The organism is Pseudomonas extremorientalis, from assembly GCF_024584605.1.
In the GTDB taxonomy this organism is placed as follows: domain Bacteria; phylum Pseudomonadota; class Gammaproteobacteria; order Pseudomonadales; family Pseudomonadaceae; genus Aquipseudomonas; species Aquipseudomonas extremorientalis.
In genome coordinates, this window is sequence record NZ_CP089519.1 from 4,863,385 (window position 1) to 4,884,058 (window position 20,674).

23 protein-coding genes are annotated in these 20,674 nt (G+C 61.7%); 2 read left to right on the forward strand and 21 right to left on the reverse strand.

Annotated elements, in window-relative coordinates; genetic code table 11:
* Positions 1 to 12: 12 nt before the first annotated feature.
* The 4 genes from araG to LUU92_RS21835 all read right to left on the reverse strand — a co-directional run bounded on the left by araG (position 13) and on the right by LUU92_RS21835 (position 3,980).
* Positions 13 to 1,512, reverse strand: coding sequence for an L-arabinose ABC transporter ATP-binding protein AraG (araG, locus tag LUU92_RS21820; RefSeq protein ID WP_083351495.1), 1,500 nt, complete (start codon positions 1,510 to 1,512; stop codon positions 13 to 15).
* Positions 1,509 to 2,489: a substrate-binding domain-containing protein gene (locus LUU92_RS21825; RefSeq protein ID WP_093514569.1), complete on the reverse strand. Its 981-nt coding sequence runs from the start codon at positions 2,487 to 2,489 to the stop codon at positions 1,509 to 1,511. The genes araG and LUU92_RS21825 overlap by 4 nt, the downstream gene beginning before the upstream one ends.
* A gap of 32 nt (positions 2,490 to 2,521) precedes the next feature.
* Positions 2,522 to 3,343, reverse strand: a complete 822-nt coding sequence (locus LUU92_RS21830) for an SDR family oxidoreductase (RefSeq protein ID WP_257102639.1) — start codon at positions 3,341 to 3,343, stop codon at positions 2,522 to 2,524.
* Positions 3,344 to 3,500: 157 nt separating this feature from the next.
* Positions 3,501 to 3,980, reverse strand: coding sequence for a GNAT family N-acetyltransferase (locus LUU92_RS21835; RefSeq protein WP_010208407.1), 480 nt, complete (start codon positions 3,978 to 3,980; stop codon positions 3,501 to 3,503).
* 190 nt (positions 3,981 to 4,170) lie between these two features.
* On the opposite strand from LUU92_RS21835, the gene LUU92_RS21840 reads away from it, so the two are divergent.
* Positions 4,171 to 4,503: a hypothetical protein gene (locus LUU92_RS21840; RefSeq protein ID WP_071490489.1), complete on the forward strand. Its 333-nt coding sequence runs from the start codon at positions 4,171 to 4,173 to the stop codon at positions 4,501 to 4,503.
* A 51-nt stretch (positions 4,504 to 4,554) separates the two neighbouring features.
* On the forward strand, positions 4,555 to 4,821 hold the full coding sequence (locus LUU92_RS21845) for a hypothetical protein (protein ID WP_058427435.1): 267 nt from the start codon (positions 4,555 to 4,557) through the stop codon (positions 4,819 to 4,821).
* A 49-nt stretch (positions 4,822 to 4,870) separates the two neighbouring features.
* Here the strand turns inward: LUU92_RS21845 and LUU92_RS21850 are convergent, their stop codons facing one another.
* The 17 genes from LUU92_RS21850 to fabD all read right to left on the reverse strand — a co-directional run bounded on the left by LUU92_RS21850 (position 4,871) and on the right by fabD (position 20,570).
* A complete protein-coding gene (locus tag LUU92_RS21850) occupies positions 4,871 to 5,788 on the reverse strand; it encodes a PfkB family carbohydrate kinase (RefSeq protein ID WP_257102640.1) in 918 nt (305 codons plus the stop codon).
* Entirely contained in the window at positions 5,781 to 7,247 is a 1,467-nt protein-coding gene (locus LUU92_RS21855) for a purine-cytosine permease family protein (protein ID WP_071490491.1), read from the reverse strand. The genes LUU92_RS21850 and LUU92_RS21855 overlap by 8 nt, the downstream gene beginning before the upstream one ends.
* 74 nt (positions 7,248 to 7,321) lie before the next feature.
* Complete coding sequence (locus LUU92_RS21860) at positions 7,322 to 8,323, reverse strand: ADP-ribosylglycohydrolase family protein (protein ID WP_102592265.1); 1,002 nt, start codon at positions 8,321 to 8,323, stop codon at positions 7,322 to 7,324.
* Positions 8,320 to 9,033 (reverse strand): GntR family transcriptional regulator, encoded by a 714-nt coding sequence (locus tag LUU92_RS21865; protein ID WP_092242568.1) that lies wholly within the window; start codon positions 9,031 to 9,033, stop codon positions 8,320 to 8,322. The genes LUU92_RS21860 and LUU92_RS21865 overlap by 4 nt, the downstream gene beginning before the upstream one ends.
* A 70-nt stretch (positions 9,034 to 9,103) precedes the next feature.
* The gene (locus tag LUU92_RS21870; protein ID WP_071490493.1) at positions 9,104 to 9,664 is read right to left on the reverse strand and encodes a DUF1285 domain-containing protein; all 561 of its coding nucleotides are present in this window, start codon (positions 9,662 to 9,664) and stop codon (positions 9,104 to 9,106) included.
* A gap of 16 nt (positions 9,665 to 9,680) precedes the next feature.
* Positions 9,681 to 10,286: a DUF4823 domain-containing protein gene (locus LUU92_RS21875; protein WP_071490494.1), complete on the reverse strand. Its 606-nt coding sequence runs from the start codon at positions 10,284 to 10,286 to the stop codon at positions 9,681 to 9,683.
* 143 nt (positions 10,287 to 10,429) lie between these two features.
* Complete coding sequence (locus tag LUU92_RS21880) at positions 10,430 to 11,398, reverse strand: GTP 3',8-cyclase MoaA (protein ID WP_071490495.1); 969 nt, start codon at positions 11,396 to 11,398, stop codon at positions 10,430 to 10,432.
* A gap of 115 nt (positions 11,399 to 11,513) precedes the next feature.
* Complete coding sequence (locus LUU92_RS21885; protein ID WP_071490496.1) at positions 11,514 to 12,167, reverse strand: TetR/AcrR family transcriptional regulator; 654 nt, start codon at positions 12,165 to 12,167, stop codon at positions 11,514 to 11,516.
* A gap of 449 nt (positions 12,168 to 12,616) precedes the next feature.
* On the reverse strand, positions 12,617 to 13,402 hold the full coding sequence (locus tag LUU92_RS21890; protein ID WP_092242558.1) for a TatD family hydrolase: 786 nt from the start codon (positions 13,400 to 13,402) through the stop codon (positions 12,617 to 12,619).
* 63 nt (positions 13,403 to 13,465) lie between these two features.
* On the reverse strand, positions 13,466 to 14,455 hold the full coding sequence (locus LUU92_RS21895; RefSeq protein ID WP_071490498.1) for a DNA polymerase III subunit delta': 990 nt from the start codon (positions 14,453 to 14,455) through the stop codon (positions 13,466 to 13,468).
* On the reverse strand, positions 14,448 to 15,080 hold the full coding sequence (gene tmk / locus LUU92_RS21900; protein WP_092242551.1) for a dTMP kinase: 633 nt from the start codon (positions 15,078 to 15,080) through the stop codon (positions 14,448 to 14,450). Before tmk ends, LUU92_RS21895 begins: the two co-directional genes overlap by 8 nt.
* A 19-nt stretch (positions 15,081 to 15,099) precedes the next feature.
* The gene (gene mltG, locus LUU92_RS21905) at positions 15,100 to 16,245 is read right to left on the reverse strand and encodes an endolytic transglycosylase MltG (RefSeq protein WP_071490500.1); all 1,146 of its coding nucleotides are present in this window, start codon (positions 16,243 to 16,245) and stop codon (positions 15,100 to 15,102) included.
* Between the two features lies 1 nt (position 16,246).
* The gene (gene pabC, locus LUU92_RS21910) at positions 16,247 to 17,062 is read right to left on the reverse strand and encodes an aminodeoxychorismate lyase (RefSeq protein WP_071490501.1); all 816 of its coding nucleotides are present in this window, start codon (positions 17,060 to 17,062) and stop codon (positions 16,247 to 16,249) included.
* Positions 17,062 to 18,306, reverse strand: coding sequence for a beta-ketoacyl-ACP synthase II (gene fabF, locus LUU92_RS21915; protein WP_071490502.1), 1,245 nt, complete (start codon positions 18,304 to 18,306; stop codon positions 17,062 to 17,064). The genes pabC and fabF overlap by 1 nt, the downstream gene beginning before the upstream one ends.
* Before the next feature lie 128 nt (positions 18,307 to 18,434).
* Positions 18,435 to 18,671 (reverse strand): acyl carrier protein, encoded by a 237-nt coding sequence (acpP, locus tag LUU92_RS21920; RefSeq protein WP_003175607.1) that lies wholly within the window; start codon positions 18,669 to 18,671, stop codon positions 18,435 to 18,437.
* A gap of 191 nt (positions 18,672 to 18,862) precedes the next feature.
* Complete coding sequence (gene fabG, locus LUU92_RS21925; RefSeq protein ID WP_015885432.1) at positions 18,863 to 19,606, reverse strand: 3-oxoacyl-ACP reductase FabG; 744 nt, start codon at positions 19,604 to 19,606, stop codon at positions 18,863 to 18,865.
* A 25-nt stretch (positions 19,607 to 19,631) separates the two neighbouring features.
* The gene (fabD, locus tag LUU92_RS21930) at positions 19,632 to 20,570 is read right to left on the reverse strand and encodes an ACP S-malonyltransferase (RefSeq protein ID WP_257102641.1); all 939 of its coding nucleotides are present in this window, start codon (positions 20,568 to 20,570) and stop codon (positions 19,632 to 19,634) included.
* Positions 20,571 to 20,674 lie beyond the last annotated feature (104 nt).

Sequence of the window (20,674 nt, forward strand, 5' to 3'; positions counted from 1 at the left end):
ACCTCGAATTCTTCAAGCCCGCGAACGCGGGAGAGCCAGTTGCAACAGCCGTGCTTCATCCGCCTGGTCGCGGGTGAGTTCGCCGGTCAGGGCGCCTTCGCTCATCACCAGGATACGGTCGGAAATCCCCATCACTTCCATCAGGTCGCTGGACACCACAATCACCGCAATGCCGCTGGCCGCCAGGTTATGGATAATCTGGTAGATCTCCGACTTGGCGCCGATATCGATGCCTCGCGTTGGCTCATCCAGCAGCAGCACTTTCATCGGCATCGACAGCCATCGGCCAAGAATGGCCTTCTGCTGATTGCCACCGGACAGGTACATGATTTTCTGTTCGGCGTTCGGCGTCTTGACCTTCATGCTTTTGATTTGCCGGTCGGCGTTGGCCTTTTCCCAACCGTCGCGCAGCAGCCAGCCGAACGCAGAGTGGGCGCCACGCGCACTGATATTGATGTTCTCGGCGACGCTGGACAGCGGGATGATGCCTTCCTTCTTGCGGTCCTCCGGGCACAGCAGCACGCCGGCGGCGATGGCATCGCGGGGTGAATGCAGCTGCAGTGGTTGCCCGCAGAGCTCCAGGCGTCCTGCGGCGCTGCGGGTCAAACCACTCAGCAGCCGAAACAGCTCCGTGCGCCCTGCCCCGACCAAGCCGAACAGGCCGAGAATCTCGCCCTTGTGTACCTGAAGGCTGACCGGCTCACGCAGGCCCGGGCCAAGCAAGCCCTCGACCTTCAGCGCCACCTCGCCCTGTTCACGCGGGCGGTAGTCGTAAATGTCCTGGATATCGCGACCCACCATGCACGTCACCAGTTGGTCGTGGGTCAGCGCGCTCATGTCCTCGAAGGTGCGCACGTAGCGGCCGTCCTTGAACACCGTGACGGCGTTGCAGATGCGGAACACTTCTTCCATGCGGTGGGACACGTAGAGCACCACTTTGCCCTCATCGCGCAGGCGGGTGATGATCGCCATCAGGCGGTCGATCTCCCGCGCCGACAGGCTGCTGGTGGGTTCGTCAAAGGCAATCACATGGGCGCCACGGGACAGCGCCTTGGCGATTTCCACCAGTTGGCGTTGCCCAAGGGAAAGCCGACCGAGCTTCTCATCCGGATCGATTTCATCCGCCAGCCCCTTGAGGCAGGCCAACGCTTGCTTGCGCAACTGGCTGCGGTTGACCACCCCGAAGCGCGTCGGCAAGTGGCCGAGGAACAGGTTCTCGGCCACCGTCATTTCCGGCACCAGGTGCAGCTCCTGGTGGATCACCGCCACGCCGCTGGCAATGCTGTCGGCGGCGTTTCGGAAGGCCATGGTCTGCGCGCCGATCTGCAGTGAGCCGCTGCTGGGCAGGTAGGCGCCGCCAAGGATTTTCAGCAGCGTCGACTTGCCCGCACCGTTCTCGCCCATCAACGCATGCACCTCGCGCGGCCGCGCTTCAAAGCTGATCTGCGCCAGGGCTTTCACACCGGGAAACTCCTTGCCGATGCCGTTGAAACGCAAGGCCGCGCCGGTCATTTCCACAGCCCGATCTTGGTCAGCTCTGCCTGGAAGTTGGCGCGGGTGATCAGCGTCACTTCGTCCATCGCCGTGTATTTCGCAGGCTCCTTGCCGGTGGTGACCCACTCGTACATCGCCAACGCGGTGTTGTAACCCTCGATATGCGGGCTGGGCAGCATGGAGCCGAAGAAACCGCTTTCAGCCTTTTTCAACTCGCCGATGGCGTCGGTGCCATTGATGCCGATGCCGATCACGTTGGCCGCCTTGAAGCCGGCGCTTTCGGTGGCGCGTACGCCGCCGAGCACGGTGTTGTCGTTCATGCCGCCGATGATCAGGTTTTTCGCGCCTGCAGGCAGTTTGACCAAGGCCGAGTTGGTCGCGTCCATGCTGCCGGGAACGTCGAGGGTCTTGAGTGCGGCGGTCAGGATATGGTCTTTGGGTAGGCCGGCGTCTTCCAGGGATTTGATCGAACCATCGGTGCGCTTCTTGCCGGTGTCGAGTTCGTTATAGGTGTTGATCACCGCGTAGGTGTCCTTCCAATCCCAGCCGCGTTTTTTCGCCTCCTCCGCCATCGCGGTGCCCTGCTTCTGGCCCACTTCAAAGGCCGCCATGCCCAGGTACGGCACGTCTTCCATGAAGTTGCCCTTGGCGTCGACAAAGCGGTCATCCACAGCCATGACTTTCAAGCCATTGACCTTGGCCTTGGCCACGATGGCCGGGCCGAGGGACACGTCCGGCGGGCAGATCACAAAGCCCTTGGCACCGTTGGCGGCCAGGCTGTCGATGGCCGAGAGCGTTTTTTCACCATCGGGCACGGCGATCTTGATCACGGTAAAGCCGTGTTCTTTGCCGGCTTTTTCGGCGAAGGCCCATTCGGTCTGGAACCAGGGTTCTTCGGCCTGCTTGACCAGGAAGCCGATCTTCACTTCTTCGGCCGATGCAAAGCCACTGAAGGCAAGGGCGAGCGCGAGGGTGCCTAGAGTCTTCTTGAACATGAACCACCTCTTTCTTGTTATTGGAAAACGCGTTAGTCGTGGTACATCACAGACCGCCCGCCATCGATCATCAGGCAGGTGGCGTTGATAAAAGGCGCCTCGTCGGTCGCCAGAAACAGCGCGGTCATCGCCACCTCGATCGGCTGGCCGATGCGCTTGGGCGGGTGCAGGTCGAACGCACGCTGGCGCTCGGCGTGGGGGTCGGGGAAACCGTTCCAGTAGTCGACATTGAGTTGGGTTTCGATGTAGCCCGGCGCGATGGCATTCACACGGATGCCCTTGGGCGCGTATTCGATGCCGAGGGCGCGGGTCAGGCCAAGCAGGCCATGCTTGGCCACGGGATAGGGGAAGCAGCCGGGGATGATGTGGCTGGAATGGGTGGAGGCAATGTTGATGATGTTGCCGATGCCCTGCTCGATCATGTGCGGCAGCACCGTGCGGCAGCCGTACCAGGCGCCGTCGAGGTCGATGGCGAAGCAGCGGCGCCAGTCTTCGTCGGTCATCTCCAGCGGGTCGCGGAACACATTGACCCCGGCGCAATTGACCAGCACATCCACCCGGCCGAAGCGCTCGATGGCCACATTGACCAGCGCCAGCCATTGCTCCCTGGACGTGATATCGACGGGTTGCGCGTAGATCTCGGCGCCGCGTTCACGCCAGTGGGCCGCGACGTTCTCGACCTTTTCGCCCTGGATATCGGCGATGACCAGCTTCGCCTGCTGCGCCTGGAAACACGCGACGATCGCCTCGCCAATGCCCTGGGCCGCACCGGTGATGATCACCACTTTGCCTTTGAGCCGCTCGCCGTAGGTGGGCTCGGGCACGGCGGGGAGTGACAACGGTTGTGCCTGCATCGCTTCACCTGTTTTATTTTTGGTAGTGAGTGCTGATGCAGCCGACTATAAACCCATCTTTTGAAACATCTCAATATATAAATTTGCATCCCATATAGTGAGCAAAGCACAAAAAAATGTGGGAGTAGGCAAGCCCCTCCCACATTTTGATTTTCAGCTAGCCCAAGGCGAAATCACGCAGCGCATCGCCTTCCATGCGGTAACGCACCCACTCTTCCTGCGGCTGGGCGCCGATGGATTTATAGAAGGCAATCGCCGGTTCGTTCCAGTCCAGCACGCTCCACTCAAAGCGACCGCAACCGTTGTCGAACGCGATCTTCGCCAGGTGGCGCAAGAGCTTCTTGCCTGCGCCACCACCGCGTTGCTCCGGGTTGATGTACAGGTCTTCCAGGTACAGGCAGTTGCTGCCCAGCCATGTGGAATAGCTGAAAAAGAACACCGCAAAACCAATCGGCAAGCCATCGCGCAAACAGATCAGGCCATGGGCGGTCGCCCCTTCGCTGAACAGGCTGCGCTCGATGTCCACCACACTGGCGATCACTTCATGCCGGGCCTTCTCATACTCGGCAAGCTCGGTAATGAAAGTCAGGATCTGCGCAGCATCGCTGGGCACGGCGGGGCGAATCTCGATGGTCATGGGTGAGCCTTGGCAATTTCAAAGCACACATACTAAGGCGCTTTCGTGACGAGTTGCAGCGCATTTTCGTGGTCAATGGCACACAAAATCTTACAGGTGACACAAGACCGTTCGTCGCCATCAAGGCACGAACGCAGAATACCGGCGGACCAATAGAGGGTAAGGACATTCATCATATGGAGACACCCTCATGAAGCATTCCAAGTTTGCTGCCCTCGCCCTGGCTGGCCTGTTGTCTTCGGTTTCGCTGAGCGGTTTTGCAGCCACCTCCTCTACCGGCCCGACCAATCCGGACGCCACCACCGAGTCCCAGAAATCCATGGGCACCGGCCTGGACACCAATGGTGGAGCAGTCATTGACAATACCAATGCCGCCGACCCGCACACCCAGGGTCATGACACTCAACGCCAGGCGCCAGCCGCCGTCGGCAACGGCAAAATGGGTCCATCGATCAATGAACCCAAGATCAATAAGGGCGATGACTCGAACCTGCCCGGCGCTCCGAAACAACCTGCGCCCTGATCCAACCAACGCCTGACGAACACCCGATCATTTCCCAGTGAAGAGGTACGCATGAACGTCGACAAAGACCTTGAAAAAGAAGTCCTGACCCGCCTGCTGCACGCTCACCCTCAAGGGCTGGGCAAGGAGGTGTTGGATAACTACCGCGGAGAAAAAGTCGTCGCCAGTGCGTTGGCGTTCCTGCAGGATCGCGGCCTGATCAAGGATGGGCATGTGACCACTGACGCCGCCGGTGAGTATGCGTTGAACCTGCCGATCAAGCTGACGGCGTCGGGTGTGGATGAGGCGCGCAAGCTGGAGTCTGAAACGAGCCAGTAGCCTCAAATGTTGGAGGGGGCTTGCCCCCTCCACATTTTTTGACCCTACCCTATTCCCGCAGCAAGGCGTCGACTTCTGCGCTGCCAGGCGATGTAGCTGGCCCCCAGCGTGTCACGGCCAGCGCTGCTGCTGCGTTCGCCCGACGCGCTGCCCGGGCAGGTGCCAAGCCATCGGCCAACCCTGCAATAAACACCCCGGCATGGGCATCCCCTGCGCCATTGCTGTCCACCGCCGTCACCTTGAACCCCGGCACATGCTCCGCCTGGCCATTGCGGCTCACCCAGCAGCCATTCGGCCCATCCCGCACCACCAGTAAGGCATCGCCGGGCAGATGACGGCTCAGGTCGACCAGCGCCTCTGCAACCGTTTCCGCCCCGGTAAACGCCAGTGCTTCAGGGCCGTTACTGGTCCAGATATCGATACGCGGCAACAGCGCCACCATCAGCGCCGAATCCGGTGCCTTCACCAACGGACCCGGGTCGAACACCACCTGGATATCGCGAGGCAGGGTCAGTAACCAGTCGAGCAGAGCCTGCGCCTTGCCTTCCAGCAACAGGCTGTAGCCACTCACATACACATAATCGTCCGCCTGTGGAACCACCCGCGCCAGTTCGTCGGTGCTCAACTCGCCTTCAGCACCGATATGGGAAATGAACGTGCGCTCGGTGGTGGCCTCGGTCAGCGATACACACAAACCGGTATCTTTATCCGTGCTGGCGGCTTGGGCGATTTCGACACCTTCCGCCTGCATCGCCGCGCGTGCCAGGTCGCCGAAGCGCCCGTTGCCGTGACGGCCCAGGTAGACCACCGCCAACCCATTGCGCCGCGCAGCCGCCATCACGTTGAAGCCACCGCCGGCTTCGAAACTGGCCGATTGCGCCAGCACGTCGCCGCCGGTTGCGGGCAAGGTATCGAGGGCCATGACCAGGTCGACGATGACCTGGCCGGTGTGCAGCAATCTAGACATTAGGGCTCTCGACTAAAGCCGGGCGACGGTCAGCCGCACCGCCCAGCACCGCATAAATCCCGCCGGCCACCAGGAAGGTGACGATCCAGCCCAGACCGTTGTGGCCCAGCCAGGAGTCGGACAAAGGCCCGGCGAACCAGATGTTCTCGGCGGTGGTGCCGATGGTGGTGAAGCTGAAGCCCAGCACGATCGCCACGGCCCAGGCACCGAAGGCACGCCACTCCACACCGCCGCGATACCAGTAGGCGCTGCTTGGGCTCACGTCCAGCAGGTCCTTGGCGCTGTAGTAGTGGCGGTGGATCAGGTCGACCACAAAGATGCCGACCCATGCCGTGATCGGCACCGCCAGCAAAGAGATGAACGTGATGAACGGGCCGTAGAAACTGTCGGCGATCAGCATGAAGTAGATGGAGCCGGCGAAGATCGCCACGATATCGACGATCACCGCATGCACGCGCTTGACCTTCAAACCGAGGGTCAGCGTGGTGAGGCCCGCCGAGTACACCGACAGGTTGTTGGACAGCAGCAACCCACCGAACGCGGTGATCAGGTACGGCACGGCCATCCAGGTCGGCAGCATGTCGCGGATCGCGACGATCGGGTCGGTGGCCGAAGCCAGGTCATTGTTGCCCACCGACAACAGGCCGCCGAGGGTGATCAACAGCACCAGCGGAATGCCCGCACCGAACGCCGCCGACGCCACCAGGCGCACCGCCTTGACGCTGCGGTGCTGGTAGCGCGACATGTCCGCGCCGGCGTTGGCCCAGCCGATACCCGTGCCAGCGGCCATGGTGCCGATGCCGATGATCATCGCGCTCAAGGGTGCCGGGGTAGCGTTGAACACCGCGCTCCAGTCGATCGTGGCGCAGAGGAAGCCGCCGACCAGGATGTTCAACGCGCCGAACACGTAGGTAGCCCACTTCTGGATCACCAGCAAGGTGGCGTGGCCCAGCCCGGATACCGATAAGGTCAGCAGCACGAAGATGGCGATGAAGACCAGGGTGAGCACCGGTGCGCTTTTGGCTTCGACCGGTGAGCCGAACAGGATCGAGCACAACGACAGCAGCACAAAGGCCGCCGTGGTGGTGTTGACGGTTTCCCAGCCCAGGCGCGACATCAGCGACACAAGGGTCGGGCCGATATTGCCGCGCACACCGAAGATGGCGCGGGACAGCGTCAGGCTGGGCGCACGGCCGCGACGGCCGGCGATGGAGATGACGCCGACCACCGCAAAGGAGCCGGCGGCGCCGAGGATCGCCACGATGATGGCCTGCCAGATCGCCAGGCCGCGAAACGCGACCAGCGTGGCGCCGAGCGGCAAGCCGAGGATGCTGATATTGGCCGCGAACCACACCCAGAACAGTTGCAGCGGGTGGCCGTTGCACTCGCCTTCCGGGACCGGTTCGATGCCGCGTGTTTCCAATTGCCCGGCGCTTTGACCGGAAGATGTACTGCTCATGAGGGGGTGCTCCAAGTGCCTGTATTGTTGTGGTTGTGGCAGGTATACAAAGCGAATCTTCCGGTCGTCCTGACTCAGCGCATTTTCAACAGCTCTTGAACCAGCGATTGCAGATCCAGGCCATTGACCTGCTTGACCTGTTCGATCATCGCCTCGGGCCAGCACTGCATGCCCAGGCACGCGCCGAGCATGGCGCCGAGAATCGCCGCGATGGTGTCAGTGTCGCCGCCAAGGCTGGCCGCCAGGCACAACGCCTCGAAGGCATTCATTTCGCCCACCGCCACTTGCTGGGCCAGGGCGAACGACACCACCACCGACTCCTGGGACGCGACGGAGGTGCCGATCAATTCGTACAACAGGTCCGCGAACAGGGCCTTGTCACCGCTGCCGACGCTCAAGGTCCGCGCCCAACTGATGCGCGTGGAAATCCGCCCACCAGCGATCCAGTGACCATGGCCTTCGGCCTGCTGGGCAACCTGGGTGCCGATGTTCAACGCTTCGCCCAGGTCCACGCCGTTGATGCCGGCCGAAACCACCGCCGCCACCGCCGCCGCGCTGGAAATACCCAGGGTGGTGTTGTGGGTGACCTGGCAGGCCTGGATCACCGCCTGGATAAACTGCGCCGGGTCGCTGACATCGGCGGCAATCCCCACTGGCGTGATGCGCATCGCGGCGCCGTTGGTGGTGCCGTAGCGGCCGGACTCTTCCGGGGTGTGGCCGGCGAGGATCATGTCGATCGCACGCTTGGTGGAGGGGCCGAGCAAATCCTGCGAGCCCTTGGCACGCATCACCGCTTCCCAGTCGATCAGGCGCTGGGCAAGCACAGTGGGTTCGATCTTGCCTCGGCCTTCCACCAGCAACTCGCCCACCAGGATGGCCTGTTCGGTGTCATCGGTGATGGAGCCGGCGGGCATGTTCGGTGCGATGGGCTGGTCGGCATCGGCGTTTTCCAGGCCGGTGATGGCACCGAAACGCGCACGCACCTGCTCGCGGCTCAAGGACTGGGTCGGCATGCCCAGGGCATCGCCCAAGGCCAGGCCGTAGAACGCGCCGAGGGCGCGATTGAGCGGGGTCATTTCGAGTTTCCAAATTGCAGGTGCAGGCGAAAGTGCAGAGGGTCGAGCAAGCTTTCGACATACTCCATGAAACGTTCGCGACGGTCGTAGGTGGTACGCGAAGCCTTGAGGAACACCGTGCCGGCTGGGCGGCCAAGCAACTCGGCATCTTCATCGCTGAGGGGCTCGGCACCGATCCATTGGTCCCCTTCGGCGCCGACATATCCGTAGGCGGCCAGGGTGATGGTCAGGGAATTATCGATCAGGCCTACTCTTGGCAGGCCCTCCAGGCCTCCGGAAGCGGGCATCAGCGAGCGTTCCAAGGACACGGCAGTGCCATCGGTAGTGCGACGGCGGCGGTCGAGGGCAATGAATTGGTCGCTGCCGAAACGGCTGAGCAGGTCCGGGCGGGTCACCGCTTCCAGGCGCAGGATATCGGTGTTGACCTTCGCACCGGTGTCCGCCAGGGCTTGGGCCCAGCCACTGCGCTGGTCGAGCACCATGCCGTCAAAGGTCACGATGGAGCCGACGCCGCTCTGGGTCGCGATGTAGTTGCGCCGCTTGAGTTCGGCCAGGGCCTCGCGCAGGGTGCCGCGGCTCACCGCGAACTCCTCGGCCAATTGATGCTCGCCCGGCAGCAGGAAACCGTCGGCCATCACCCCACCCTCGATACGGCGGATGAGCTCGTCGACGACGCGTTTTTTCTTATCAAATCGAACATGTCTAATCATGTACAAATTGATAACGCAAAGCGCCCATGTGCAGCAAGCGAATTATTTCAGGGAGATGATAAAACCGGCGTCAGGGCTCCAGGCCAATAGGGAAAAACTCCCCTGCGCTCCAGACGCCCAGCCAGTTCTGACCGTTGATCGGACGGCTCACTGCCAACTCCACCAACTGGTAGAACGCATTGCGGTGCACCAGGGCTTCGAGGTTGCTGCGCACTCGCAGATAGGGTGCAGGCTCCTGGGTCACAGGATCGATCACGACCCGCAGCGGGTGTTCGAGGCCGGCTTCGACCTGGTCATCGACGTTGGTGGTGAAGCGCAGCACCTGGCTTTCGCCCTGCCCTTCGACTTCCAGGGTAATGGCGACAAACGGAGCATCATCGACGGTGATGCCGACTTTTTCCACGGGGGTAATCAGAAAGTAATCATCGCCATCGCGACGGATGATGTTGGAGAACAGCTTGACCATCGGCTTGCGCCCGATCGGCGTGCCTTGATAGAACCAGGTGCCATCACGGGCGATACGCATGTCGATATGGCCGCAGAAGTCCGGGTTCCACAGGTGCACCGGGGCCGGACCCTTGCCCTTGGGCAACTGGGCCAACAGGTCGTTGGCCTTGGCGGAATCGGTCATGGGGTTCTCCTGGGGCTTATGGATTGCTCATCCCCAACAGGCCGCGGGCGTACTGCGCCAGGGGGCGGGCAATCAGGTCTTCTGGCTTGTTGTCGTGAAACGTCAGTAAACCGCCACGACTGCGTATACGTGCAGTATCAATCAAATACTGGGTGCTGGTCTCGATCAACATGATCTGGATGACGCCGCTGTCCAGGCCGACGCGGTCGAGGGCTTCCTGGTCGGCCCATTCATCCGCGTTGCCGATGCGGTCATCCGCCTTGGCGAAACGGCAGTACAGCAGGTAGTGAGCGCCCGCCGCGCGGGCTTCGGCCATGGCCTGCTCCAGGCCTTCAGGCTGACGGGCGCGGCGCACCATGGGGAAGTACTCGACAAAGCCATTGAAGGCTTCTTCGGCCACCACGTTCGGCCGCGGGTAGGCACTGCCCGGCGGCACAAAGGCGCCCTGGGCGATAAAGACAAAGGAGTCCGGCTGTATGCGTACCGAGGCGGTACGGCGGGTATCGCTGTGGTCCAGCAAACCGGCGTCGCTCATCTGATAGCGGGTACCTTCGGCCATATCGCTGACGGTCATGCAGCCACTCAGCGTCAACGACGCCAGCAACAAAACCACACTACGCATCCTAATCCTCCAGAAGCCGGTGACGGAAAACCGGCGAATGGGCGTGTGATGCAGGTTTTGCGCCATTTGGCAGCAACCTATGACAAATGTGGGAGGAGCTTGCCCCTTCCCACAGTTGGTTGTGTGCTGGCTTGGCGGGTTGGTTAGCCGCCGATGATTTTCATGATGGTGGCGCCGCCAGAAAAAGCCACCTCCTGCTTGTCACCCAACGCCTTCATCAACAGCCCCTGCAAGGCCGGGAGTGCTTGATGGCGCGGCTTGTCCAGCAGGTCGCCGACGTAGTGACGGTTACTCGACGACAGGCAGCCATGCAACCAACCCGTGGACGACAAGCGCAACCGTGAGCAGGTGCGGCAGAACGGTACGCTTTCGTTGGCGATCACACCAAAGAAGCCTTTACCGGGGATTTCGTAGCGTACGGCAGTGGCATCCACAGGCGCATTGGCTTGCAGGTATTCATGCTGCTCACCGATCAAACCCAGCAGTTGTTGCAGGCTGACAAACTGCTGCAGGAACGCGTTGGAGTCCTTGGCCAGGTGGCCCATGCGCATCAACTCGATAAAGCGCAGCTCGTAGCCACGCTCCAGGCAATAGTCGAGCAGCGGCATGACCTGGTCGAGGTTCTGGCCGCGTAACGGCACCATATTGACCTTGATCTTGATGCCTGCAGCGCGGGCCTGGTCCATACCGTCGAGCACAGTGGCCAGGTCGCCACCACGGGCAATGCTGCGGAAGGCATCTGCGTCGAGGGTATCGAGGGACACGTTGATGCGCTTGATCCCGGCCTCCACCAGCAACGGCAGCTTGCGCGCGAGCAATTGGCCATTGGTCGTCAGGCTGATATCGCTGAGCCCCATCCCCCCCACGGCGCCCATGAACGCTTCCAGCTTGGGGCTGACCAGCGGCTCGCCGCCGGTTATGCGCAGGCGGTCGATGCCCGCCGCTTCGATCAGGTATTCCACACCACGGGCCATGGCCTCGGCGGAGAGTTCGTCCTGGGCAGCCACCAGCCGCTTGCCGTTAGGCACGCAGTAGGTACACGCGTAATTGCAGGCTGAGGTCAGGCTGATCCGCAAATTGCGAAAACGCCTGCCTTGACGATCAACGATCATGGATCACTCCGGCAGAGGATGATTCGGGCGCGCTAAAAGCTGACTGATAAATCAGCTTTTAGCAAGAGTCCATGCCTGAGTATATTCCTGGGGTACTACGCGTGGCAGCAAATCATTACGTGGCAGGCGTTTCTGCCGGTGGCTGCTCACTGCTGTGCTTGCGCTTGTTGCCCATGCGCACGCCGATATCCATCAAAAACTGGAAGAAACCTTCCTGGTCCTCGAGCACGTTGCTCCAGAACGGCGAGTGGTACAGCGCCACGGCACCGTGGACCAAGGCCCAGGCGGCGCAGTAGTGGAAATACGGCGGCACATCTTCGAGCTTGCCTTCGCTGATGCGCCCCTTGATCAGCAGAGTCAGACGTTCGAAGTTCGAGGCGCGGATCTTGTGCAGTTCCTCGACCATCTCCGGCACCTGGTGGCCCTTGACCACCTTCTCTTCCAGCCGGTCGAACAGGCGATAGCGCTGCGGGTCACGCATGCGGAACTCGAAGTAGGCACGGGACAGGGCTTCCTTGTCCTTGTCGACATCGGCCGAATGCAGCAGCTCGTTCAAGTCGCGCTCATAGTCGAGCATCAGGCGCAGGTAGATCTCGGCCTTGGACTTGAAGTGCTTGTAGATCGTGCCTTTGCCGATACCCACGGCATCCGCGATCATCTCGACGGTAACGCTGTCTTCACCTTGTTCAAGGAACAGCTTGAGTGCGGTGTCGAGAATTTCCTGCTCACGGCGGCGAAACTCACGGACCTTACGGGGTTCTTTGTGCATGAGGAAGAGGTCTGCAAAGGTCGGATTAGGGAGGGTTGCGCAGGGCCACGGATACGTGGCGATACGATTTACCCGGTGCGAGGGATTATCCCGACTGAACGGTCGTTGGGCAATGTCTATGTGAACCCGGAATGCACTTTACTTTCAGCACACCAACGTTTTCATTGATATCAGTCAGAAATAATACGCAACAACTGCACACGTGCACCGACCTGATGAGAACTCAAGCGAAGCGCGCGTATTCCAAATCTGTTTAAAAAACGATCAGCCGCGACTGGACTGAATCGGATACTGATCAATACTTGAACTGTCGGCGTGACATCTCCCCCAAGTGAAGCGCCGACCTGGGTACCAACGGACCGCGTACCCTTGTTTTACTCCTAATGGTCTTAACCCGGATTCACCCCCCCAGAACCCGGGTTTTTTTTGCCTGCGATTTGACCCTCGCATCAAGAAGCGACATGGGCCAGTGGGAAAAGGCGCTTGAAGTTTTCAGTGGTCTGCTCGGCAAAACGCTCGTAGGACTCACCGCGCAGCATCGCCAGGTAATCCGCCACGTCGCGCACATACTCCGGCAGGTTCGGCTTGCCGCGATGGGGGATGGGAGCCAGGTACGGGGAATCGGTTTCCACCAGCAGGCGGTCGGCGGGCACCTGGCGTGCGACATCACGCAGGGCGTCGGCGTTGCGGAAGGTGACGATGCCCGACAGCGAAATATAGAACCCCAGGTCCAGCGCCGCCTTGGCCATGTCCCAGTCTTCGGTAAAGCAATGCAACACGCCAGCCTGGGGCAATGCCGCTTCGCGCAGCAGGGTCAGGGTGTCGGCACGGGCGCCACGGGTGTGGACGATCACCGGTTTGCCGGTCTGCCGGGCGGCTTGCAGGTGCAGGCGGAACGAAGCCTGCTGCAACTCGGCGGCTTCGGGTTCGTAGTGGTAATCCAGGCCGGTTTCGCCAATGGCCACCACGCGCGGGTGATTGAGTTCACCCAGCAGCCAGTCGAGTGCCGGGGCTTCACCGGGCTTGAGGTCCAGCGGGTGGATGCCCACCGAGCAATCCACATCGGCATAACGCTCGGCCAGGGATTTGACGTCCGCTGCATTCTCCGCGCTGACGCCGATGCACAGGAAGTGCCCTACCCCACGCTGGCGTGCGGCGTCGAGGGCAGCGTCAAGGGAACCGCCGTGCTGGGCCAGGTCGAGGCGGTCAAGGTGGCAGTGGGAATCTACAATCATAGGAGTCTACAACTTCAGTCACGAAAAGTGTCTGGCCGACGATACACCCGCCGGCCACGGAAATTAACGGCGTCCGAGCAAACCGACCCATTGCACCAGCAACGCTTCAAGCAGCAGCACGCGGTTGAGATTGGCCTTGCCGAGCACCTTCTGGCGCTGGGCGAGGATCCAGTCCTGGATCGCCAGCACCTTGTCCTGGGCACTTTTCTGCGCCAGGTACTGCACCACCTTGCGCATATCCGGCAGGCCCAGACCGTTTTCATCCTGGGTCAGCTGGTAGCGCAGGATCAGGCTTGACCAGTCGCAGAACCAGTCGAACAGCAACAGCAGGGGGATGTCCTTCCAGGCGCTTTCTGCCAGCTGGGTGGCGGACACTTCCTGCTTGATCAGTTTCTTGACCCCCTCCACCACCAGCGCACGTTGTTCACGCACGCCCTGGACCTGCAGCTTCACCGCCGCCAACGGCGAACCGGCGGCCAGGGTCAGCAACTCGACCCGTTCGTCCTGGGAGCACTCCGGCAACGCCTGTGCCAGCCACGCAAGACTCATGGCCTCGCTTGGCAGCGGGCACGCCTGCTGCACGCAGCGGCTGCGGATGGTCGGCAGCAAACGGCTGGACTGGTGACTCACCAGCAACAACACCGTATCGCCGGACGGCTCCTCCAGGCTTTTGAGCAAGGCGTTGGCAGCATTGATGTTCATCGCCTCCACCGGCTCGATCAGCACCACCTTGCGTCCGCCCATCTGTGCGGTCTGCACCACGAAGCTGACCAGGTCGCGCACCTGGTCGACCTTGATTGCCTTGTCGGCTTCCTCGGGTTCCAGCAGGTAGTTATCCGGGTGGCTGCCGGCCTTGAGCAGCAGGCAGGATTTGCACTCGCCGCAGGCCTCAAGCTTGACCGGGCGCTGGCACAGCAGGCTTGCCATCAGGCGCTCGGCCAACGCTCGCTTGCCGATCCCCACCGGCCCATGCAACAGGTAGGCGTGGGCGTGCTGGGCACGGCCGGCCAGTTGTTGCCACAGGCTGTCCTGCCACGGGTAGGCTTCAGCCACGGGCGCGCTCCAGCAGTTTCGGTAGCAGCGCGTCGATGGCCTGCTGCACCTGCGCCAGCGGCTGGGCTGCATCCAGCAGGGAGTACCGCGCGGGCTCCGCCTTGGCAAGTGTGAGGAATGCACTGCGTACCGCGTTGAAGAACCCATCGCCTTCCAGCTCGAAGCGGTCCAGGCGGCCACGGGCGCTGGCACGGGCCATGCCGACTTCCACCGGCAGATCGAACAGCAAGGTCAGGTCAGGGCGCAAGTCGCCTTGGACAAAGGTTTCCAGGGTGGCGATGCGCTCCACGGACAAGCCCCGACCGCCGCCCTGGTAGGCGTAGGTGGAATCGGTGAAACGGTCACAAATCACCACGGCACCACGGGCAAGGGCCGGACGGATCACCTCGGCCAGGTGCTGGGCACGGGCGGCGAACACCAGCAGCAGCTCGGTGTCCGGGTTCATCTGCTCGTCACCCGGCGCCAGCAGCACTTCGCGGATACGCTCGGCCAGCGGCGTGCCACCGGGCTCACGGGTCAACACCACCTCGATGCCTTCGCTGCGCAAGCGCTCGGCCAGGTAATCGCGGTTGGTGCTTTTGCCGGCGCCTTCGGGGCCTTCCAGGGTAATAAACAAGCCAGTCACAGGCAGTCCTTAGTCAGAATTATTGCGGGCTTTGCGGCGCGGTAGCGTCCGGAGCAGGGTCAGCCGGCTTTTCTACCGGCGCCTCGGCAGGCACATCCGCCGGTGGCGTTGCGTCTTCGGCAGGCTTCACCACCGGCGCCGGGCTGGAGCGGTAATCGGCGCGTCGCTTGAGTTGGAACTCACGCACGGCGGCATTATGCGCATCCAGGTTATCCGAGAAAATGTGGCTGCCATCGCCACGGGCAACGAAATACAGGCTGCTGCCCGGCACCGGGTTCAGCGCGGCATGGATCGCCTCGCGGCCGACCATGGCAATGGGCGTCGGCGGCAGGCCGGCGACCATGTAGGTGTTGTAGGGATTGGCTTCCTTGAGGTGCGCGCGGGTCAACTTGCCGTTGTAGCGTTCACCCAGGCCGTAGATCACCGTCGGGTCGGTCTGCAGCAGCATGCCGACCTTCAGGCGCCGCACAAATACCCCGGCAATCTGCCCACGCTCCTCAGGCACACCCGTCTCTTTCTCCACCAGGGAGGCCATGATCAGCGCTTGGTAAGGGTCTGTGTAAGGCGCGTCGGCAGCGCGCTTGCTCCATTCCTGGGCGAGTACGTCGTCCAGGCGGTTGTAGGCTTTCTTCAGGAATTCGACGTCGGTCATGCCACGCACGAAACGGTAGGTATCGGGGAAGAACCGCCCTTCTGGAAACACGCCTGGGTGACCGAGCTTGTCCATGACGTCGCTGTCGCTCAGGCCCGACAGCGTCTGCACGATCTTTTCATGCTTGGCCAGGGCCGAGCGTACCTGGCGGAAGTTCCAACCTTCGACCAGCGTCAGGCTGTATTGCACCACTTCGCCACGCTGCCACAAGCCGATCAAGCCTTGCGCCGTCATGCCGGGCGTCATGCGGTATTCGCCGCTGTGCAATGGCTGGCCGTCCAGGTTGAAGCGCCAGTACAGGCGCAACCAGAAGGCACCGTCCAGTACGCCGTCAGCTTCCAGGCGATTGAAGGTGCCGGTGGGGGTCGCCCCTGCCGGTACGTCGAGCAATTGCTCCTGGGTCAGCTTCAAGGGCTGCTTCAGGGCCGCGTCGTATTTCCAGGCGCCATAACCCAACAGCAAAGCCGCCGAGAACAGACCGATCAGCAGCAGTACAACCAGTTTTCGTATCAACTCAAATTTCCAATAGCGCGCGAACAATGCCCTGCAGTTTACGGGTGAGCGGGCCAACCGACCAGCTCATCGCAGCGCACTCGCGCACCGGCCAAATGCCATAAACGCTGTTACACACGAAGACTTCGTCGGCTTGCTGCAACTGCTCGACACTGATGTCGGCCACGGCCACCGGGATGCCCAGGGTCTGTGCCTGGGCCAGAATCTCGGCGCGCATCACCCCGGCCACGCCGCAACGCGTCAGATCAGCGGTTAGTAACAAGCCGTTGCACACCAGGAACAGGTTGCTGAACACGCCTTCGATCACGCGACCGGACACATCCAGCATCAAGCCTTCAGCGTGCTTGGTGTCGTGCCACTCGGCGCGGGCGATCACCTGTTCCAGACGGTTGAGGTGCTTGAGACCAGCCAGCAACGGCTGTTCGGCCAAGCGGGTGGCACAGGGAAACAGGCGGATGCCATCGGTTCCATGAGCGCTGGGATAAGTAGCAGGCGGGCTGCCCTGCAAGATACGGCGCACCGGTGCGCCAGGGTTGATGCCATAACCGCGCAGGCTGTCGCCACGGGTCAGGATCAATTTGAGGACACCCTCGCCAAGGGCGGTGGCGTAGGCCAGCACTTCGCTGCGGATCACCATCGGATCCGCAACCAAGGCGAGGCGCCTGCAACCCTCGTCGAGGCGTTGCAGGTGACGGTCGAGCAGCACCGGCTGCCCGGCCTTGACGGCGATGGTCTCGAACAGCCCATCGCCATACGCCAGGCCACGATCTTTCAGGGGCACGCTGTCCGCTGGCTGACCGTCGACCCAGCTGTGCATCACTCGGCGAACCGGCGGAACACCAGGGAACCGTTGGTGCCGCCAAACCCGAACGAGTTGGAGATCGCCACGTCGATCGGCATCGGCTGCGCTTCGTGAGGCACGAAGTTCAGGTCGCAGCCTTCGTCAGGCTCATCCAGGTTGATGGTCGGCGGCGCGACCTGATCCTTGATGGCCATCACACTGAAGATCGCCTCGACCGCGCCCGCCGCACCCAAGAGGTGACCGGTCATGGACTTGGTGGAGCTGACCGCCAGCTTATAGGCGTGCTCACCGAACACCGACTTGATGGCCTCGGCTTCCGCCAGGTCGCCCGTCGGAGTCGAAGTCCCGTGGGCGTTGATGTACTGCACCTGGTCCGCATTCACCTTGGCATCGCGCAGGGCGTTGGTGATGCAACGTGCGGCACCGGCACCGTCGGACGGTGGCGAGGTCATGTGGTAGGCGTCACCGCTCATGCCAAAGCCAATCAGCTCGGCGTAGATGGTGGCACCACGCGCCTTGGCGTGTTCCAACTCTTCCAGCACCAGGGCGCCGGCACCGTCGGACAGCACGAAACCGTCACGGCCTTTGTCCCATGGACGGCTGGCGCGGGTCGGCTCGTCGTTGCGCGTCGACAGCGCACGGGACGCGCCGAAGCCGCCCATGCCGAGGCCGCAGGCCGCCATTTCGGCGCCACCGGCGATCATCACGTCGGCTTCGTCATAGGCGATATTGCGCGCCGCCATGCCAATGCAGTGCGTGCCGGTGGTGCACGCCGTGGCGATGGCGTAGTTAGGTCCCTGTGCGCCCAGGTGGATGGACAGGAAACCGGAAATCATATTGATGATCGAGCCCGGGACGAAGAACGGCGAAATTCGACGGGGGCCGGAATCGTGCAACGTGCGGCTGGTTTCTTCGATATTGGTCAAACCGCCAATACCCGACCCCATGGCCACGCCGATGCGGTCACGGTTGGCGTCGGTGACTTCCAGGCCTGCATTACGCACCGCCTGAAAACCGGCTGCCAGGCCGTATTGAATGAACAGGTCGAGTTTGCGGGATTCCTTGATCGAGAGATATTCCTCGACATTGAAACCCTTTACCGAGCCGCCAAAACGGGTGGAATAGGCAGAAAGGTCCGTGTGTTCGATCAGACCAATACCACTGCGGCCAGCCAGAATGCCCTGCCAACTGCTTGGCACATCCGTGCCCAGTGGCGACAACATACCCATACCGGTGACTACGACGCGTCTACGCGACACAGCACTCTCCTTTTTCTAATGACGACACTTTTGCTTCAGCGCGTACTTTTCATCAGGGCTAAAGAAAAAACCGCACGCCGTTACAGCAGTGCGGTTTTTCCCTGACAGCAAGCGACGACTACAAACTATTACGCCTGGTGGCTAGTAACGTAGTCGATAGCAGCTTGAACAGTAGTGATTTTTTCAGCTTCTTCGTCCGGGATTTCGGTCTCGAATTCCTCTTCCAGAGCCATCACCAGCTCAACGGTGTCAAGGGAATCGGCACCCAGGTCTTCTACGAAGGAAGCAGTGTTGACCACTTCTTCTTCTTTAACGCCCAGTTGCTCGGCGACGATTTTCTTGACGCGCTCTTCGATGGTGCTCATACCTTGTTTAACTCCTAATGGACAAATTCAGGCAGCTGGCCAGTGGGTAAGTGTATAGAAAGCCTTTTCAGCTTTTCAACTGAAAGCTTCACCCTGTACCCGGTCGGCCACCTGCCTATAAATTAAGTTGCAGCTTTATAACGGATTTTAGACAGCTCGTATGACATATTTTTGAAGCGATCCGTCACAATTTAACTCATGTACATCCCGCCGTTCACCGGGATTGTAGCCCCAGTCACGTATGCCGCACCGTCGGATGCCAGGAAAGTGACCACATTCGCGATCTCTTGAGCCTGGCCCAGACGGCCCAGCGGAATCTGCGTCAGCAACGCTTCACGCTGTGCTTCCGGCAATTCGCGGGTCATATCGGTGTCGATGAACCCTGGAGCCACCGAGTTGACCGTAATCGACCGCGAGCCGACTTCACGTGCCAATGCACGGCTGAAACCTTCCAGACCGGCCTTGGCGGCTGCGTAGTTTACTTGGCCTGCGTTGCCCATGGCACCCACTACGGAGCCAATATTGATAATTCGGCCCCAACGCGCCTTGGTCATACCGCGCAAAACGCCCTTGGACAGGCGAAACAGACTGTTCAAGTTGGTGTCGACCACGTCGTACCACTCGTCGTCTTTCATGCGCATCATCAGGTTGTCGCGGGTGATGCCGGCGTTATTCACCAGAATCGCCGGCGCGCCGAACTGTGCGGTGATCTCGGCCAAAACGGCAGCCACGGACTCATCGCTGGTCACGTTCAGTTCCAGGCCGGTGCCTTGCACGCCGTTTTCCTTCAGGGTCGCGGCGATACGCTCGGCGCCCGAGGCTGAAGTAGCGGTGCCGATCACAACGGCGCCCTGACGGCCCAGCTCCAGGGCGATCGCCTGGCCAATGCCACGGCTTGCGCCGGTGACCAGTGCAACTTTACCTTGCAGACTCATGCAGGCTTCTCCTAAGTTCAGGGATTCAGGCCAGTGCCGCGCGAGCGGCAGCAAAGGCGTCAGGGGTATTGAGGTTGGCAGTCGACACGCCGTCGGCGCAGCGCTTGTTCAGGCCGGCCAGGACTTTGCCCGGACCACACTCAACCAGTTCAGTCGCACCATTGGCGGCCAGGGTCTGGACCGATTCAACCCAGCGTACCGGCTTGTAGAGCTGCTCCAGCAGATCGCGCTTGAGGGTTTCGAGGTCGGCAGCCACGGCGGCGCTGACGTTCTGCACCAACGGGATCTGCGGCGCTTGCCAGTTGATGGCGGCGATGGACTCGGCAAAACGCTCGGCCGCCGGGCGCATCAGCTCGCAGTGCGACGGCACGCTCACCGGCAACGGCAACGCACGCTTGGCGCCACGGGCCTTGCAGCCTTCGATGGCACGCTCAACGGCAGCCTTGGCACCGGCGATCACCACCTGGCCCGGGGAATTGAAATTCACTGCACTGACGACTTCGCCCTGGGCCGCTTCGGCGCAGGCTTCGATCACCACGGCGTCGTCCAGGCCCAGGATCGCGGCCATGCCGCCCTGCCCGGCCGGAACGGCTTCTTGCATCAGCTGGCCACGACGCTCGACCAGCTTGACCGCCTCACCCAGGGTCAGGCTGCCCGCGGCAACCAGGGCGCTGTATTCGCCCAGGCTGTGGCCGGCGACGAATGCAGGGCGTGCGCCGCCTTCTGCCAGCCACAGCCGCCACAGGGCGATCGAGGCGGTCAGGATGGCCGGCTGGGTTTTATCGGTTTGATTGAGTTGCTCTTCCGGCCCCTGCTGGGTCAGTACCCACAGGTCGTAACCCAGGGCGTCGGAAGCTTCCTTGAAGGTGTCCAGGATCAGCGGGTATTGCGCGCCCAGCTCGGCCAACATGCCGAGGGACTGCGAACCCTGCCCTGGAAAGACGAATGCGAGGGATGTAGACATGTAACAAGCCCCTAATGATCTGGTCGTCAAAAATGCGCACTCCTACGGTGGGAGCGCACGAAACTGACAGATTGGATGGTCAATTGAACTGGCCGGTCACATTT

Bases quoted from the DNA above. Each gene is read 5' to 3' on its own strand.
- araG (WP_083351495.1), bottom strand. From the start codon at position 1,512: ATGACCGGCGCGGCCTTGCGTTTCAACGGCATCGGCAAGGAGTTTCCC.
- LUU92_RS21825 (WP_093514569.1), bottom strand. From the start codon at position 2,489: ATGTTCAAGAAGACTCTAGGCACCCTCGCGCTCGCCCTTGCCTTCAGT.
- LUU92_RS21830 (WP_257102639.1), bottom strand. From the start codon at position 3,343: ATGCAGGCACAACCGTTGTCACTCCCCGCCGTGCCCGAGCCCACCTAC.
- LUU92_RS21835 (WP_010208407.1), bottom strand. From the start codon at position 3,980: ATGACCATCGAGATTCGCCCCGCCGTGCCCAGCGATGCTGCGCAGATC.
- LUU92_RS21840 (WP_071490489.1), top strand. From the start codon at position 4,171: ATGAAGCATTCCAAGTTTGCTGCCCTCGCCCTGGCTGGCCTGTTGTCT.
- LUU92_RS21845 (WP_058427435.1), top strand. From the start codon at position 4,555: ATGAACGTCGACAAAGACCTTGAAAAAGAAGTCCTGACCCGCCTGCTG.
- LUU92_RS21850 (WP_257102640.1), bottom strand. From the start codon at position 5,788: ATGTCTAGATTGCTGCACACCGGCCAGGTCATCGTCGACCTGGTCATG.
- LUU92_RS21855 (WP_071490491.1), bottom strand. From the start codon at position 7,247: ATGAGCAGTACATCTTCCGGTCAAAGCGCCGGGCAATTGGAAACACGC.
- LUU92_RS21860 (WP_102592265.1), bottom strand. From the start codon at position 8,323: ATGACCCCGCTCAATCGCGCCCTCGGCGCGTTCTACGGCCTGGCCTTG.
- LUU92_RS21865 (WP_092242568.1), bottom strand. From the start codon at position 9,033: ATGATTAGACATGTTCGATTTGATAAGAAAAAACGCGTCGTCGACGAG.
- LUU92_RS21870 (WP_071490493.1), bottom strand. From the start codon at position 9,664: ATGACCGATTCCGCCAAGGCCAACGACCTGTTGGCCCAGTTGCCCAAG.
- LUU92_RS21875 (WP_071490494.1), bottom strand. From the start codon at position 10,286: ATGCGTAGTGTGGTTTTGTTGCTGGCGTCGTTGACGCTGAGTGGCTGC.
- LUU92_RS21880 (WP_071490495.1), bottom strand. From the start codon at position 11,398: ATGATCGTTGATCGTCAAGGCAGGCGTTTTCGCAATTTGCGGATCAGC.
- LUU92_RS21885 (WP_071490496.1), bottom strand. From the start codon at position 12,167: ATGCACAAAGAACCCCGTAAGGTCCGTGAGTTTCGCCGCCGTGAGCAG.
- LUU92_RS21890 (WP_092242558.1), bottom strand. From the start codon at position 13,402: ATGATTGTAGATTCCCACTGCCACCTTGACCGCCTCGACCTGGCCCAG.
- pabC (WP_071490501.1), bottom strand. From the start codon at position 17,062: ATGCACAGCTGGGTCGACGGTCAGCCAGCGGACAGCGTGCCCCTGAAA.
- acpP (WP_003175607.1), bottom strand. From the start codon at position 18,671: ATGAGCACCATCGAAGAGCGCGTCAAGAAAATCGTCGCCGAGCAACTG.
- fabG (WP_015885432.1), bottom strand. From the start codon at position 19,606: ATGAGTCTGCAAGGTAAAGTTGCACTGGTCACCGGCGCAAGCCGTGGC.
- fabD (WP_257102641.1), bottom strand. From the start codon at position 20,570: ATGTCTACATCCCTCGCATTCGTCTTTCCAGGGCAGGGTTCGCAGTCC.